Raw genomic sequence first — 17,785 nt, 5'->3', positions numbered from 1 at the left:
GGATTGCATCCTATTCTTTGTTAAACCGTCCCGTTGGGACTTTGTGGATATTTATCTTTCATACGGACTTTCATCCATTTTCAAATACGTTTCTTCGTAACCACCGTTGTCAATAACTACTTTATACAAGACAATTCCCGGGTCTAAAGGTTCGATTGTCAGGGTATAATTTCCATTTTGATTAGCCGGAAGCGTGAATATTTCTACTTTTTCCACCAATCTCGCCGCAGCTGCCGGATACATTTTGGTATAGTTATTTGCCCACGTCAGATCCTGATTGATACCAATCGTTTTTGAATCATTTTTATCAAAATAAGCTTTAACGCTGTGTCCTCCTTTTTTGAACGGAAGCGTAGAATCAAAGAAGAAATGAATTTTTACAGTCGAGGGATTATTTTTTAATTTGAATTGATATTTGATGGAAGAGCCATCTGTTTTTTCGGTATAAGGCATCAAAGCGATTCCGGAAAGCGTTCTTCCCAAATCAGGAATGACCGTCCATTTTGTATTCTTTGTATTCTTAGTTTCATAAAAATGTTCGGCTTCCATAGCAACTACACCATTTTTCTCTTCGAAAATATAACCGCCGGTTTTTGCTTCTTCAGGTTTGATTCTGTAAACGGTTGGTTTGATATTCCCTTCTTTCGGCTCGTCCCAGGATTTGTAACCAATATGCGTTTGATCCATCATATGATTCCACTTTCCGCCGGAGATATTAAGGTTGTAATCTTTGGTGTATTTGGCATCTCTGGCGAAACATTCATCGGCGTAATCTGCCCAATAATTGGCTTTCATATCTTTTTCTTCTGCCAGTTTGTGATTCATTGCGACTGAATAATACATATCGTACATATTTGCCATTGCACGAACGGGATGTAAAACAATCTGTTTATAAGTGTCTTTATAAGCTTTATCTAAAGTCAAAAACTGCCTTAAAGCTCTTGTTTCCAAAGTCAAATACGAATCTCTTACTTGCAAAAATTCTCCGCTTTGAAGATTGTAGGTTTTGTGGTTCATCATTTCTGCGGAAACCCTTGAGTTATATTTACAGTACAGATTGATGATTTCTGCAATTTCCTTCGCATTGCTCTTTCCAAAATGTTCTTCAGCAAACTTTAAGGTATAATTTTCAAGGTTATCCTGCGTAAAAGAAGTCGGATTCCAAGCCATATTCAGGAAGAAATCCATTGGATATTCGTTGGGTTTTAAATCTCCGACATTCAGAATCCAGATTTTATCAACACCGTAACTATACGTCAACTGCAACTGTTCCCACATATGTGGAATCTGCGTCATGTTCAGCCATTGATAAGCTCTCGGCGCACCGTACAAATCGACGTGATAATACATTCCATAACCGCCGGGATGTTTTTTCGCACCGAGATAAGGCAATCGGCGGACATTTCCCCAGTTGTCATCACAAAGTAGAATCGTCATATCGTCCGGAACTTTCATTCCCTGGTCGTAATAATCCAGAACTTCGCTGTATAATGCCCAAAGCTGGGGTGTTTCTTTTACGGGTTTTTTGGTTACTTTTTCAATAATTTTTCGCTGATCCTGCATAATTTTCTCAAGCAATTTGAAGTTGGCTTCGGCGCTTCCCAAATCGCTCATCGGTTCGTCGCCATCGCCACGCATTCCCATCGTTACGAGGTTATCGTAGTTTTTATTTCGGTTAAATCCATCTTCCCAGAATTTCAAAAGAGCATCTTTATTGGTGTGGTAATTCCATTCTCCGTTTCCATATTCTTTACGGTGATTTCCCCATTCTTTTTGAGCTCTCATCATCGGTTCGTGGTGCGAAGTTCCCATCACAATTCCGTATTCATCGGCAACTTTCGGGTTGAGCGGGTCATCTTCGTTAAAGGCTTTTCCCCACATTGCAGGCCACAAATAATTAGCTCTGAGACGAAGCAAAAGCTCAAAAATATTCGCATACATCTTGCTGTTGATACCTCCGAATTTAGTTCTTGCCCACGTTCCGAAAGCAGGTTCTTCATCATTAATGAAAATCCCGCGGTATTTTACTTTAGGTTCGCCTGAAGCAAAATATCCCGGAATTACATAAGCCGAAGAACGTTTTTTTACAGGAACATCATTCCAATAATACCACGGAGAAACGCCTAATTGTTTTGATAATTCATAAATTCCGTAAATGGTTCCACGTCTGTCGCTTCCGGCTATGATGAGTTGTTTTTTAGATTTAGATTTTGGATTTTCTACCGTTGTTATCACGAAACTTTCCCATTTTCCTTTCAAATCTTTGGCGTTGATTTTTTTGGATGAAATAAGCTGGTCAATTTGTTTATTGGTGCCTAAAGTTCCGATGATGATTTCAAATTCACCGGAAGTTTCAGAGGTTGAAAGATTAGGTAATTTTCCGGTCACTTTCTGAATATCTGACTGTAAATCTTTCGCAGCACGGATAACTGCAACATTCTCTGATTTATCGTAAAATAGATTTGCAGTATTTCCATCTGTCAAAACAATAGGAAAACCGATATCATTTGAAATGATATTCTCTGTGAGTCCCGACGTTTGTTGTGCTAAAGCAATTCCGCCGGAAAAAAAACACAATAAAATTAAAATTTTAATTTGGTAGATTGTTAATGTCATAATTATTCTGACTTTAATGAATTATTGACTTCCTGTTGATTTATGGGTTTGAAAAGAAGTTGGGAAAATAGATACAAATCATTTTTCCAGACTTTGAAATCGTGACCTCCCGGTTCTACATAAAAAATATGTGGAATTTTATTTTCCGTCAAATAATCGCTCGTTCTTTTGCTGAAAGGCATCAATCCGTCCTGATCGCCACAGGAAATCCAAAGGAGTTTTAATTCTTTAGCTTTTGCAGGATTCGGAAGTAGCTGTTGAGGTTCTTTTGTATTTGGTGCAGATGAAAATCCACCAACCCAGGCGAATTTATCGATATTTCCCAATCCGAAATTAAGGGTTTGTCCGCCTCCCATTGACAGTCCGGCAATTGCTCTATTTTCTCGGTCTTTTTTAACCGGATATTTTTTTTCGATGAAAGGAATGAGGTCGTTCAGTAAGTCTTTTTCGAAGGTTGCGAAAGCTTCCACTTTATCTTTAGCCCAAATATTTCCCGTCGCACTGTCGTCTTTCATTGCTCTTCCGTTCGGCAGAACAACAATCATCGGAGTTAGTTTTCCTTGTGCATATAAATTGTCGAGAATAATCTGTGGTGTACCATTTTTAAACCATTCTTTTTCGTCGCCACCAATGCCGTGAAGCAGGTACAAAACCGGATATTTTTCACTCTTTTTGAAGCCTGGAGGTGTGTAAACCAATGCTTTTCTTTGAGTTCCTACTGTTTTCGATTCGTACTTAATCGTATCAATTTTTCCTTGTGGAACTTCCTTATTTTCTAAATCAAAACCTTGTGGAGCCTGTTGTTCAAATGTTTGCGCAGAAGCAGACATTCCCGAAAACAAAAAAGCTACAATGAGAAGTATTGAATTTTTCATATATTATTATTTGTAATTTTTACACTTATTAATTTAGGCAAAAAAATAATACCCTGCAAGGGTTGATCTTTTTTCCATTTTGATGTTAATTTTGGTGGCAATTAACAGGTCGCCTCTACGAGGCTTTGTTTTGATGACTCTTCTTTTTTGCTATTAACAGATTGCTCCTACAGAGCAGTAATTATGATTCTTTTTAAACGCTGAATCTCTCGTAGCCCGACTTGAGCGGAAATCCTTTTTTGCTTGTACAATAGTTGTATTTATTCTGAAATCATCAGCAAAAAAGATTGACTCCGTCGAACCACTCCGTTAGGTTTAAGAGTGGAAGGCGGATAAGCTACCCAAAAATTAATTCTTTCTTTTATTATTCTGAAGTTTTGTTTATTCTGAAAAAATCAACATCCACAAAACCTCCTGTACTTTTCGTTGCATAATTGAAAATCGCAAATTTTGAACCCATAAAAAATCTTCTGTAATCGAAAATCATTTTATAATCTTTTGCCATTTCTGTCCAGTTTTTCTGGTCGGTGCTGTAAGAGAAATCCGACAGGTCTTTTCCAAGGTTAAAATCACCTTCAATACGGAGGAAAATCTTATCTGATTTAATTTCAACACGTTTTTTTTCTTCTTTTCTCACTCCGGTAATCGCTTTCGTTTTATTATCAAGACTGACTTCATTGGTAGAAAAAGTCAAAAATTTCTGATTGCCTTCTTTTATAACCGATAACAACCCTGAATCTCCGTTGAAAGCGCTGAAACCCGTAACATCACCATCTTTCATTCCCTTTAAATCTAAGGCAACAACGGCACTTGATTTTGGACCTTCCATTCTCTGCGTTAAAGTATTCGGAGCGGCATAAATATTATCTACAATACGGCTCGTTTTCAATCTCATAAAACCTTTTCTGTCGAACAAAGACCAGGCTTCATTCACAGGATTATGATTCCATTGCCACTGGATTTTCAGTTTTTTATCTGAAAATTCATCGCTTTCCACGATATTATTTTTTGGTTTAAATGGAGGAAGCAGAACTTCGCCATTCAAAGGAACTTTTCCGTTGTCACCCAAAACCGGCCAGTCATTTTCCCATTTCACAGGAATCAATATCGGAACACGCCCTACTCCATTTCTATCCTGAAAAATCAGTGAATACCAATTTCTGTTTTTATCATCAATCAAAGCACCTTGCCCGGCGTAAGAAAAACCTAAAAAATTGTCTTCCAGAATCACTTTTTTCTCGTAAGGTCCGGTTACTTTATCAGCTCTGTAAACTTCCTGACGGCGTTTTCCACCTCTTGGCCAGGAAATCATCATCATATAATATTTTCCGTCTTTTTTAATGATCTGATTGCCTTCCAAAAGTCCGGTTTCCGAAGAATCTTTTTCAAAAACCACCGTTCCGTCTGGATTTCCGATGATTTCTTTAAAATCTGGACTTAATTCAAAAACTTTGTTGGAAGTGAAAACATAAACCCTGTTGTCATCATCAAATAGCAGCGAAGCATCGTGAAAATGTCTGGTTCTGGTAATGAGTTTCCAGTTTCCGGTTTCAGGATTGTCCGTCACGTAGAAATAGGATCTGAAAGGCTCGTCATTCGGGGAAAATAAAACGTAATATTTCCCTTTGTGATAGCGGATGGAAGAAGCCCACTGTCCGCGACCGTAAACCGTTCCATCCAATAAGTCATATTTTGAATTGTCATTCAGTGTATTGAAAACGTAGCTCGCCATTTCCCAGTGAACCAAATCTTTGGAATGCATTACCGGAGCGCCAGGCATCAGATGCATTGTGGTGCTTATCAAATAAAAATCATCGCCGTTTCTAGTTATTGATAAATCCGGAGCATCTGCCCAAATGATAGGATTGGTAAATGCTGTCGTCTGCTGTTTCTGAATCGGATTTACCTGAGCCGAAAGAAGGTTCAACCCGATAAATCCGAAAAGAGAAACTATATAAAATGGTTGATTAATTTTCAAAATTTTACTATTTTGGTGGTGATTTATTATTTAATCTAATTTTAAAAAACACTGCGATAAGATCAGTGTGACATTGCTGATACTAACCGTTTTATTTTAAACGTTTCAAGCTCACCTGCCAAAACCTGCAATTGTATATTCGGTTTTGGCTAAAGCTAAAGCCAATTTTACTTTTATTCTTATTAAATGGGCTAAAGCCTATTTGTATTGATAATTTATTTTGGTACAATATCGTTAGACGACGTGCTGTACAAACCAATCAAACTTCCTGTGAAACCTCCTGCAACATCGGTTGAAAGAATATCTCCGGAAACTGAACCGCCAAGATTTTTGAAGTTTTTGCCATCCAAAGAATAATTAAAATTAAGATCATCTTTCTCACCAACAACCTTTAATTTAATCGGTTTTGAAAGCGAAATCTTTTCGCTGGCAATTAGTTTTGATTCTCCTTTTTCTGTTCTTTCTAAAACAATGTAAAAGTCTTTATCCTTTTTCGTAATTCCTAATACATAATTGAATCTTTCGCTTTGATAACAGGTGATTCCGGCTAACTCTTTTTCAGATTTCGGTTTAAAATCGAGCATTACGGAGGTTTCAAAATCCTCATGCTGTAGTCTGTGGAATAATGCCGAAACAGGAGCTAATGCTTTGATATTGGTTTCAAAAGGAGTGACTTTTACGCCGTTTTTAGCCGTTGTAATAAAGTTTTCACGCGGTCCACGCATTGCAATCCATCGATAATCCAGGTTTTTATCAGTCAGCTTATCGTTGTAAGTGAAGTTTCCGTTCGGGAAAAATCCGTTTTGTCCGGTCAGATTTTTTACGCCTTCCGGTAATTTCAATTTGGGTTTCATTGGAACCAAACCGTTTTCAAAAACAGGATACGTTCCTTTCCAGTCTACAGGAAGAATAAACGTTTCTCTTCCGTGATTCACACGCCCTTTCTCGTTGGGACGTATTGCCAGAAATACTCCGTAATATTTTCCATCAGGAGCTTCCACCAAATCGGCATGACCTGCCCAATCAACCTTCTCTTTTCTGTCTTTCGGAAAATATCTCTGAGTTAAAATAGGATTATTTTTTGCAGGAATAAAAGGCCCTTTCGGCGAATCTGACATAAAAATAACTTCGCTGTGATTACCACCTGTTCCACCTTCTGCACACATCAGAAAATATTTTCCGTTCCTTTTGTAAATATGTGGACCTTCTATCCAGATTGGTTTTTGTGAGAGGTCAACACCTCCATTCACAATAATTTTATCTGAACCTGCCACAACCTGGTCTTTTTCCAAATCGTAATCCCACATTTTGATGACACGGTGACCGTTGTACAACTCTGTCCCTTTTGGCGGTGCATCATTGTGAACGATGTATGCTTTACCATCATCATCAAAGAAAATCGCAGGATCGATTCCGTCAAAATTCAGTTTCTGAACTTCGCTCCAGCCTTTTGCCGGGTCTTTGGTTTTCACGACCATATTTCCTACTCCGCCAGCAATCTGGGTAGTAATCATATAAAATGTGTCATTGAATTTATTGTATTTGATGTCCGGAGCATAGATTCCCTGAGAAACGCCTCCTTTTTCAACTTTAAGCTGTGAAGGTCTGTCGAGAACGTGACCCACCTGCTTCCAGTTGACCAAATCTTTAGATGTAAAAATCGGAACACCTGGAAACATTGAAAATGAAGAATTTACAAGATAGTAATCGTGTCCTTTTCTGGTAATACTCGGATCTGGATAACAGCCCTGAAGAATCGGAGAATAAAATTCGTCTTCCTTTAAAGGATTGTTTGTGTAGATTTTATCATTTCCACGATAGGAAAAGTCTGAAAAAGTCTGTGCTGAAATACTATTCATTGAGAGCAAAGCAGAAGCAATAATGAACTTGGAAGTATTTCGATTTAATATGGTATGGATGATATTCTGTTTCATTTTTTATTTTTATGGTTTGGAATTTTATGACATCCGATTTCGTTATTTTCATTAGTAAAAAAATCGAAATGAGATTATTTTTATTGAATTAAACTTTAAAAACAAGACCTTAATTATGAGAAAAAACATTAAGGCCTTGCAACTATATGAAGAAAATAATATTCATTTTAAACTCCACTGAATGCGCTGAAACCTCCATCAATAGGAAGTAAGGCACCCGTGATAAAACTTGCGGCATCTGAACACAGAAACTGAACAGCACCATTTAGTTCGTCTGCGTTTCCGAAACGTCCCATTGGGGTTTTGGCAATGACTTTTTTGCTTCGGTCGGTTAAAGAGCCGTCAGGATTCAATAAAATTGCACGGTTCTGATCTCCTATAAAAAATCCTGGAGCAATGGCATTGACACGAATTTTATCGCCAAATTTTAAAGCTACATCCGACGCCAGCCATTGTGTAAAATTGGTAATCGCCGACTTTGCCGCTGAGTAACCCGCCACTCTTGTGATTGCGGAATATGCTGCCATTGAGGAAATATTCACAATACTTCCACTTCCCTGCTCTGCCATTACTTTTCCGAAAACATAGCTTGGGTAAACAGTTCCGTTGATGTTTAAATCTGTCACTTCGTTCCACGCTTCCATTTTCATATCAAAAAAAGATTGATCTGGAGACAAGGTTGCAGAAGGGATATTTCCACCTGCAATATTGAGAAGAATATCGATTTTACCGTATTTTTCAAGGATTTTCTTTGAAGCCGTTTCGAGACTTTCAACATCCATTACATTGGCTTCCACGGCGAATGCGTCACCCCCCGATTCTGTCAGTTCTTTAACACGAGCATCCAGAGTTTCCTGATTTCTTCCCAAAGCAACTACTTTTGCTCCGGCTTCGATGAAACTTTTCGCCAAGCTTCCGCCTAAGACGCCTGAAGCTCCGGTAATTACTGCTACCTTATCTTTTATGCTGAATATTTCGTTCATTTTTATGATTGATGATTGATAAATGATGATTGATAATATTGAACCCTTCGGGTTCTTTGATTCGTTTAATCCTGTACCATAGGTTTCACCTACGGCTATTCAAGTTTAACCCTTCGGGTTTGGTAATTTTTCTTTAATTTTTCTTTCTATAGGTTTCACCTACGGCTATTCATATTAAACCCTTCGGGTTTTGTAACCTAAAACATTCGTGAACCATAGGTGCCAAATATGGCTTCTCATATTAAATCCTTCGGGTTTGGAGTTAATTTTATTTTAGTCCGGAGTTGACGGCTGCCATTACCCCTTCGATTTGTCCTAACGCCAACATTCTACCAAGGAATGAATAGCCGGGATTGTAGCCTTTGTCAATATCGTCTGTCAACAGTCTTCCGTGGTCTACACGCATTGGCAGCGTTGGGTTTTCTTTTTCAAAAATTTTAATCACTTCGATTAATTTCCCTCTTCCTTCCAAGTGATTAGCTTCGATAAAATCTCCGTTTTCAAAAACGTTGGTGCTTCTGAGGTGTACAAACTTTGTTCTGGAAGCATATTTCTGAGCCAGCTTTGGAACATCATTCTGAAGTCCGGCACTCAAAGATCCTGTGCAGAAAGTCAATCCGTTGTGTGGATTGTCTACTGCATTCAGGAACCAATCAATGTCATCTTCGTTGGTTACGATTCTTGGTAAACCCAATAATGAAAACGGTGGATCATCCGGATGAACACACATTTGGATATCGTATTGTTCACAAATGGGCATTATCTTTTCGAGGAAATATTTCATATTCTGGCGAAGATGATCTTTATCAATTCCATCGTATAAAGCCAATAGATTTTTGAATAACTGAACCGGATTTTTGTCGCCTTCTTTGATATTTCCATTCACAAAACCCTGGGTTTTCACAATGATAGAATCAATCAGATCATTATTGTCTTCTTCAGATAAAGTTGTTTTCAGTTCTTCAACTTTTGAGAGAATTTCGTGATTGTAATCTTTCTCTGCACCTTCTCTTTTTAAAATATGAATTTCAAAATAGGCAAATTTGGCTTTGTCAAAATATAATGATGATGAGCCGTCTTTCCATTGAAAATAAAGATCTGTACGAGCCCAGTCTAAAACCGGCATAAAGTTGTAGCACACAGTTTTCACGCCTGCTTTTCCTAGATTCTTTAAGCTTTTGATATAATTTTCTATCAGATGATCTCTATCCTCACCTCCGTATTTGATAGACTCGCTCACAGCAAGGCTTTCAACTACAGACCAACGAAGTCCGAAACTTTCTATATAGTTTTTATAATCATTAATGGCTTCGAGAGGCCAAACTTCACCATTCGGAATGTCGTGTAGTGCCGAAACAATACCTTCTACCCCAATCTGGCGGAGCATATCTAATTTTATTTTATCTTTTTTTCCAAACCAACGCCAGGTTTTTTCCATAATAAATTTCATTTTTTATTAAAACAAAGCAGGTGCTATGTAACACCTACTTTGCTGCTGTTAATAAGAATGTGTCTAAATTTTAATTGTAACCAGGATTCTGGTATTTTGCTTTAATGTCAGCCGAAACCTGCATTGCATCTAACTGCCCTTGAGGTATTGGTCTTAAATAATGGAATGGCTGAATAGTTCTTGTAACTGTTTGAGGGGTATGATCTCCGTAAGAAGAACCTCCAATTTGATAGGTTTTTGAATAATCTATCCATTTTTGTGTACGTACAAGATCATACCATCTATAGAACTCACCGTAATATTCACGGGATCTTTCAGCAAGAATATAATCGATAGTGATTGTCGCAGGAGTTGCAGCAGTCATTTGTGCACTGTTATCTGCTACATAAGGTACATTTCCATTGTTGTTAAATCTCCATTTTCCTGCTCTGGCTCTGATTACATTGATCAAATCTCTCGGAGACATTGCACCCGATGCACCTTTTACGGCAGCTTCTGCAGCAATAAAGTAGAATTCTGAGAATTTAGCAACATTAAATGGTCTTGTAAGACCTGCATTCGGATAACCAAGGCCGTTTGGATCGTCTGTACGGTATGTACCAATTTTCCATAAACCAGGATATACGATACGGCTGATTCCGTTTGGTGCAACTACCCAGTCTGCTCTTCCCGGCAAAGTTCCTGCTCCAACACCGTTTTGTCCTGCTCCTGAAGGATAATTAGGCATTTGTGAATCGTCATTAAGAAAGCTAAGAATAGCTCCTCCTGGTTGTACAGGTAGATTATTGGCATTGTATAGAACCGGGACAGATGTCAATCCTGTTCCATTTTTCTGCCAATTGCCCCTGTAGGTAGTTACGAAAGTCCCATCATAGCGGGAATCATTGGTTTTGTCTGCAAAAGTATTTTTTATTACTCCAATGGTAGGTGCCATACGTACCCAAGGTCTTCCCAAAGGTTGAGATGCCTCTCTCTGCACTGCGCTTGCAATGTCTGAAGCTGCCCACGCAGTAGTTTTACTACTTTTTATCGCAGTATAATTCCATGTTTGCATCCATGCAGCAAAATTATCCGGTGCCCATCCTGATCCGAAACCTGTAGGATCTCCTTCATTGTAGAAGGTACTAGACTGAGTGTGATCTGCATACAGCATACACTCTTTGTTGCGATCTTTTGATCCCTCATTCACATCATAAAATGTTGCTTCTAAACCATAGGGTCCAGGACTCGTAATTCCGGCCATTGCAATATCATATGCCTGCTGAAAATAATACTGAGCACTACGACCGTCCGGATCTGTACGTGGAGTCTCCGGATATGTAGGAATACTGTTCGGGTTCTGTAACCACCATCCATAGGTAAGGTATGCCTTCGCTAAGAACAACCGTGCTACATTTTTGGTGACACCACCGGTTACCCTAGGATTAACAGGTAAATTATCAATAGCCTTCTTCAAATCAGGAAAAACGGCTCTTGTATATACTTCAGGAACGGTATTTCTTACAGAAGTTGTAGTAGGATTGATGTTAAAAGCTAATTCACCGGAACCTAAATCTAACGGAACACCACCATAGGTCTGTACAAGCATAAAATAATCATATGCTCTGAAGAAACGTGCCTCTGAGATTAAAGCTTCAGCGACTCCGAAACCGGGACCTCTTTCTATAATTCCGTTGGCTGTATTTATATTAGGAAATGTTGCACCCCACACCATGCTTGTAGGGAAGGTAGCGGCATTGATGTTACCGTTTCCGGACATATCAAGTTCTCTGAAGTTTCCATCTGCACTTTGTGCAAATGTAGATTCATCAGTCCCGTTTTGGCAATTACTCATAAAATATCCGTTTCCGTATAGCAATCTCATGTGTCTATATAAGGAAGGAATACTTTGATTGATACCATCAGCGGTGTTGAAATAATCAACTGTATAAATTGATCTCGGCTCTTCATCTAAAATCTCGTTACATCCTGTGAATGTAAGTGAAAGGAAAACAGCTCCTACAATCAGTTTTTTATTAAATTTTATCATGATTCTGTATTTTTTAAAAAGTTAAATTTACACCTATTAAATAATTTCTAGTAGAAGGATTGTTTGTACCAATGACTAACTGACGTTGTTGATATCCGTTTACAGCCTGGTTTTGATTCCCCAAAGAGTTTGGCTCCGGATCCATACCTGAAAACTTGTGATAAGGAGAAAATAGCACGACAGGGTTTGTAACTGTGCAATAAAGTCTTAAAGAAGTTATACTTAAACTTTCCATTAAATCTTTATCAAAATTATATCCCAAAGTGATTGTACGAAGCTTTAAATAAGATGCATCAAACATCGCCAAGGTTGAAGAATATCTAGGATTGTCACCACTCAGGTGTCTACCGGGACGAGGGAAATAAGCTCCAGTATTATCTTCTGTCCAGTAATCTACATCCACATTGTTTCCTCTACCAGTCATTCTGTTGAGATAACTTGCAGACCCATATAATGTACTTATCAAAATTCCGCCTTTCTGAAATGCTCCTACTGTGCTTAAATCAAAATTCTTGTAAGCAAATCTCATATTAAATCCACCCTGGAAATCTGGTGCAGTGTCAAAAATCTGCCTGTCTGCAGGACCAATGGCTCTTGTAGGAGTACCATCAGCATTATAACCTCCGGTATAAAGAACTTTAATAGAACCAATGACATCTGCCGGAGTTCCTGGCTCTAGAATATTCTGGTAAGGATCACCTGCCTGCCAAAGACCTACGTACTGATAATCATAAATAGCATTGATGTTGTGCCCCACAAACCAAAGATTTCCCTCGTCTTTTTGAGTTCCAGATGCCAATGCTAAAATTTTGTTTCTGTTGGTATAAAAATTTACCCCTACATCCCATGAAAACCCATCAGGATTGCTGAAAACAGAACCATTAAGCGCCACCTCAACACCTTTATTTTCTGTTTCGGCAACATTTTCTAAGATTCTCGCCAAACCTGAAGTAGTAGGTAAAACCTTTGAGGTAAGAAGGTCATACGTGTGCGTTTTGTAATATTCTACACTACCAGAAATTCGGTTATTAAATAGACCAAAATCTAAACCGTAATTCTGAGTTTTAGAGTATTCCCATCCTAAATTAGGATTTGGTGCTTCTGTCACATAGACACCTGTTGTATTTGAATTTCCAAAATTGTAAGGAGTAACTGCCATTCTTCCTAAAGTAGAATATTCTGGTACTGCCTGATTCGATGTCTGTCCCCAACCCGCTCTTAATTTCAGAAGGTTAATGGCTTTCACATTTTCCATGAATGACTCATTGGAAATAGTCCATCCTGCTGATATCGCTGGGTATGTATGCCACTTATTGCCTTGCGCAAGTCTCGACGATCCATCTGCACGCAATGTTGCAGTCAACATATATTTGTTGTCATACGTATACATCGCTCTTCCCATTGCTGATATAAGACCATTTTGGTAGTAAGTCTGATCCTCTGGTCTTACCTGAATGTCTGCCTGTGGAGACTGACCTAGATTATAATACTGAAAGAAATCTGCAGGAACGTTTCTGGCACTTAAGTAAGTGCTTACATATCTATTGCCTTCAGCAGAATATAATGCAACTGCATTAATTTTATGTTTACCAAATGTGCGGTCATACGTCAATAGGTTTTCTAAAACCCAGTGATAGGTTTGATTATTTCCTCTACCAGCACTTGACGGAGCTGTTGCATTTGTGTTAAAAACTCCTACGCCTGTATAATTGCCACTATTGGATGTGCGATAGTCTAAACCTACATTTAATCTGTATTTTAAACCATTAAGCGGTAAGCTTATTTCACCATACATATTATTGTAAGATGAAAAAGCTTTCGTTTCATCTACATATTTTTCTCCTAAACTTTCTAATCTTTGACGTGTGTAGATCCACGTTTGATCGATATTTCCGGCAGTACTCATTACAGTTTTCAAACTACCATCTGCATTGTAAGGGCTTGCCAAGGGAGAATATCCTAATATAGCACCGGGATTAATTCCGTTCGCTTCAGATTCTACATAATTTGAATTAGACGTAAATCCTACACGGAATCTTTTACCCAACTGCTGATCTACTGCCATTCTTAAAGCAAATCTCTCGTAATTCTGAAGCGGAACCAGAGCGTCCTGCTTAAAATATGATAAGCCAACATTAAAGTTTCCGCCTTCAGTTCCACCAGATACTCCTATATCATGGCTGGTAATCATCGCAGGTTTGTAATATAAACTTTGCCAATCTGTATTTGTATTTAGATTTTCATCACCGCTTGTACTGTATAAAGGTGAGGTAGACGTTTGTGTTCCTGTAGGTGCGGGTGTCGCATAATTACGAAGTTTTGCAAATGCAGGACCATCCATCATAGGATATTTGGAGAAAAGTGTCTGAACACCATTAAAAGAATTATATGTAAATCTTGCTTTCTGCCCTTTGTTTCCTCGGTTAGTGGTTACCAAAATAACACCATTAGCACCTCTTGACCCATATATTGCTGTTGCAGATGCATCCTTCAATATATCTAAACTTTTGATATCACTTGAACTGATATCGCCTAAAGAACCGGCAAAGGGAATTCCGTCCAATACAATGAGAGGATCATTATTTCCTGTCAGTGATCGTGTACCCCTGATCCTTATCTGCATCGTTGCTCCTGGTTTTGTAGAAGACTGCAAAATTTCTACACCCGCAGCTCTACCTTGCAATGCCTGGGTAATATTCGCAGAAGGTACTTCACGGAGCGCATCACCTTTCACCTGAACTACCGATCCTGTCACTGATTCTTTTCTCTGAGTTCCGTATCCAATTACAACCACCTCTTCAATCTTCTTTTCAGTAGGAACGGTATCTTTTACAGTCTGAGAATAAACCAAGCTTGAAGGTAATAAGGTCATGGCAAAAAATAGTGCCGCCTTATTGCTTTTACTTAAATAAAATAGGTTCATAATTATTATATTGTTTTTAATATTAGGGTAACAAAAAATTAAATAATCAATTAAACTTTTTGTTTTTAGATATACATATTTACTAGAGCTTCAAACAATTCCTGTTTACCGCTTTTCGGCTGAGGTTCGCCAGTCTCATGTGCAATTTTTCTCAAATCTTCTAAAGTAAGATCTCCGTTTTCAAATGCTTTACCATTGCCGTTATCAAAAGAAGAATATCTTTCAGTCCTTAATTTTTTGTAATCAGAATTTTCAAGAATATCTGCCGCTACAGATAATCCTTTTGCAAAAGCATCCATTCCTGAAACATGCGCTATAAACAAATCGTCTGCATCTATTGAATTACGACGTATTTTCGCATCAAAATTCACCCCTCCAGAACCTAAACCACCTCCCTCTAAAATCACTAACCACGCTTGTGCAAGATCAAAATAATCAACCGGGAACTGATCAGTATCCCAACCATTTTGGTTATCGCCTCTGTTTGCATCAATGCTTCCAAGCATTCCTGCATCAACCGCTACCTGTAATTCGTGTTCAAAAGTGTGACCTGCAAGTGTAGCATGATTTACTTCAAGATTCAGTTTAAAATCTTTTTCTAATCCGTAGTTCTTAAGGAAACCTATTACAGTTTCGGCATCATAATCATATTGATGCTTCGTAGGCTCCATCGGTTTTGGTTCTATTAAGAAAGTACCGTTAAACCCTTGTTGTCTTGCATAATCTCGAGACATGGTAAGAAATTTAGCCAAATGCTCCTTCTCACGCTTCATATCCGTATTTAGCAAACTCATATAGCCTTCTCTTCCGCCCCAGAACACATAATTTTCTCCTCCTAAGGCGATAGTAGCATCAATTGAATTTTTCACCTGAGTTCCTGCACATGCTACCACATCAAAATTCGGGTTTGTAGAAGCTCCGTTCATATATCGCTCGTGAGTAAATACATTTGCCGTTCCCCACAAAAGCTTAATACCAGTTTCATTCTGCTTTTCTTTAGCATATTCTACCACGGTCTGTAAATTCTTTTCGTAATCTCTCCAGTTATCTGCAGGATCTACCAAATCTATGTCATGAAAACAATAGTAACCAAAGCCCATTTTGTTCATAAATTCGAATCCTGCATCCATTTTGTACTTCGCTCTTGAAACTACATCTGTACCTATTGACCAAGGATGATGGATGGTAGGACCGCCAAATGGATCACTTCCGTCTGCACATAGGGTGTGCCACCATGCCATTGCAAACCTCATCCATTCCTTCATCGGCTTACCCATAATTATCTTTTCTGCATCATAGTGACGAAACGCCATAGGATTTCTACTTTCCCTACCTTCAAATTTGATTTGATCTATTCCTGAAAAAAATTCTTTTGTTGACTTTAAAACGTTCATATATGTTTGATTTTATTAATTGAAAATTTCGATTTTGATGTGGGAATTCCCTGCTCACTGATAATTTATATGCAGCAAGTCTATGTATTTTTATATATTTTTTTGATTAGATAATCGCCTGAAGATGGTCTTGCCATCCGGAGTAAGCCTCTAAATACTGATCTCTTTTTTCATGTTCAGGTTCTATGATTGCTATTTTTTCGAGGGATGCAAAAGCTTCGGATGAATCTGCATAAAAACCTATTCCCATACCGGCAGCTCTGGCAGCACCAACAGCACCGTCGGTATCATAAAGCTCGATCACAGCATTGCTCACACTGGCAAGAGATTGCCTGAAAATTGAGCTTAGAAACATGTTGGCATTACCCGCCCGAATAACATTGATGTTCATACCGATCTCCCTCATAATATTCATCCCGTATTCATAAGAAAAAACGATGGCTTCCTGTGCTGCCCTTAGAACATCCCCTTTGGAATGTATATTGAAATTAATACCATGAATTGAACATCTTGTATCTTTATTTTCCAAGACTCTTTCTGCACCGTTTCCGAACGGGATAATACTTAAACCTTTTGATCCGATCGGTGAAAGTGAGGCCAATTCATTCATATCTCCATAAGATGAAAGTGAGGTGGCAAAATTATGCTTGAGCCAAGAATTTAAAATTCCTGTTCCATTAATGCATAACAACACTCCTAATCTCATTTGCTCCTCCGAATGATTGACGTGTGCAAATGTATTTACTCTTGAAAGCTTATCATAGTCTAAATGATCCAACACTCCATAGACCACACCCGAAGTTCCTGCTGTAGAAGCAATTTCACCAGGGTTAAAAACATTTAAAGACAATGCGTTATTGGGTTGATCGCCTGCTCTGTAAGATATTGGTGTGCCTTCTTTTAAACCCAACTCATTGGCAGCGGCAGCTGAGACGGTTGACTGAATACCGAAAGTAGGAACAATTTCAGGGAAAAAACTTTCAGGAATACCAAAATGCTCAATGACATCCTTAGAAATGCAGTTATTTTTAAAATCCCAAAATATACCTTCAGAAAGCCCTTCGATTGTTATCCCGATCTCACCCGATAGTTTCATTGCAATGTAGTCTCCCGGCAACATTATTTTGTCGATTTTATCAAATATCTCAGGTTCGTTTTCCTTCACCCAAGCAAGCTTAGATGCAGTAAAATTCCCAGGAGAGTTTAGCAGATGTGACAAGCATTTTTCAGCTCCAATTTGTATAAATGCTTTTTCGCCATATTCCACTGCACGACTATCACACCAGATAATTGATGGTCTTAAAAGATTTTGATCTTTATCAACCAATATCAAACCGTGCATTTGCCATGTAATCCCAATACCTTTGATGTCTTCAGCATTTATTCCTGCCTGATGCATCACCGATTCATGCGCAAGCTTCAAATTGGTCCACCAATCAGCAGGGTTCTGTTCTGCCCATCCGGGTTGCAGAGCGATGATCTTCATTTCTTTTTTAGGTGAAAAATCAGAAGCTACTACTTTACCACTAGATGCCTCTACAAGACAAACTTTCACAGAAGAACTACCTATGTCGTATCCTAATAAATACATATTGTTGAGAAT

10 protein-coding genes are annotated in these 17,785 nt (G+C 38.4%); all 10 read right to left on the bottom strand.

The genetic code is table 11. From position 1 onward, the window contains the following. Positions 1–51: 51 nt before the first annotated feature. The gene (locus tag LNP04_RS00845; RefSeq protein WP_229984701.1) at positions 52–2,616 is read right to left on the bottom strand and encodes a glycosyl hydrolase 115 family protein; all 2,565 of its coding nucleotides are present in this window, start codon (positions 2,614–2,616) and stop codon (positions 52–54) included. A 2-nt stretch (positions 2,617–2,618) separates the two neighbouring features. Then, positions 2,619–3,491, bottom strand: coding sequence for an esterase family protein (locus LNP04_RS00840; RefSeq protein WP_229984700.1), 873 nt, complete (start codon positions 3,489–3,491; stop codon positions 2,619–2,621). A gap of 364 nt (positions 3,492–3,855) precedes the next feature. Further along, positions 3,856–5,469 carry a glycoside hydrolase 43 family protein gene (locus LNP04_RS00835; protein WP_229984699.1) on the bottom strand — a complete coding sequence of 538 codons (1,614 nt, stop codon included), beginning with the start codon at positions 5,467–5,469 and terminating at the stop codon, positions 3,856–3,858. A gap of 215 nt (positions 5,470–5,684) precedes the next feature. Then, positions 5,685–7,403, bottom strand: a complete 1,719-nt coding sequence (locus LNP04_RS00830) for a glycoside hydrolase family 43 protein (RefSeq protein WP_229984698.1) — start codon at positions 7,401–7,403, stop codon at positions 5,685–5,687. 167 nt (positions 7,404–7,570) lie between these two features. Next, a complete protein-coding gene (locus LNP04_RS00825) occupies positions 7,571–8,386 on the bottom strand; it encodes an SDR family oxidoreductase (RefSeq protein ID WP_229984697.1) in 816 nt (271 codons plus the stop codon). Positions 8,387–8,654: 268 nt separating this feature from the next. Further along, on the bottom strand, positions 8,655–9,824 hold the full coding sequence (uxuA, locus tag LNP04_RS00820) for a mannonate dehydratase (protein ID WP_229984696.1): 1,170 nt from the start codon (positions 9,822–9,824) through the stop codon (positions 8,655–8,657). An 82-nt stretch (positions 9,825–9,906) separates the two neighbouring features. Beyond that, positions 9,907–11,865, bottom strand: coding sequence for a RagB/SusD family nutrient uptake outer membrane protein (locus LNP04_RS00815; protein WP_229984695.1), 1,959 nt, complete (start codon positions 11,863–11,865; stop codon positions 9,907–9,909). Positions 11,866–11,878: 13 nt separating this feature from the next. Further along, positions 11,879–14,788: a SusC/RagA family TonB-linked outer membrane protein gene (locus LNP04_RS00810; RefSeq protein ID WP_229984694.1), complete on the bottom strand. Its 2,910-nt coding sequence runs from the start codon at positions 14,786–14,788 to the stop codon at positions 11,879–11,881. Between the two features lie 65 nt (positions 14,789–14,853). Then, positions 14,854–16,182, bottom strand: coding sequence for a xylose isomerase (gene xylA / locus LNP04_RS00805; RefSeq protein ID WP_229984693.1), 1,329 nt, complete (start codon positions 16,180–16,182; stop codon positions 14,854–14,856). A gap of 106 nt (positions 16,183–16,288) precedes the next feature. After that, positions 16,289–17,773 (bottom strand): xylulokinase, encoded by a 1,485-nt coding sequence (locus LNP04_RS00800; RefSeq protein WP_229984692.1) that lies wholly within the window; start codon positions 17,771–17,773, stop codon positions 16,289–16,291. Between the last annotated feature and the right edge of the window lie 12 nt (positions 17,774–17,785).

The sequence above is a fragment of the Chryseobacterium sp. C-71 genome, from assembly GCF_020911865.1.
Taxonomy (GTDB): Bacteria; Bacteroidota; Bacteroidia; order Flavobacteriales; family Weeksellaceae; genus Chryseobacterium.
Note: the sequence above shows the minus strand (reverse complement) of the source record. Positions and strands in the feature narration are given on the sequence as shown.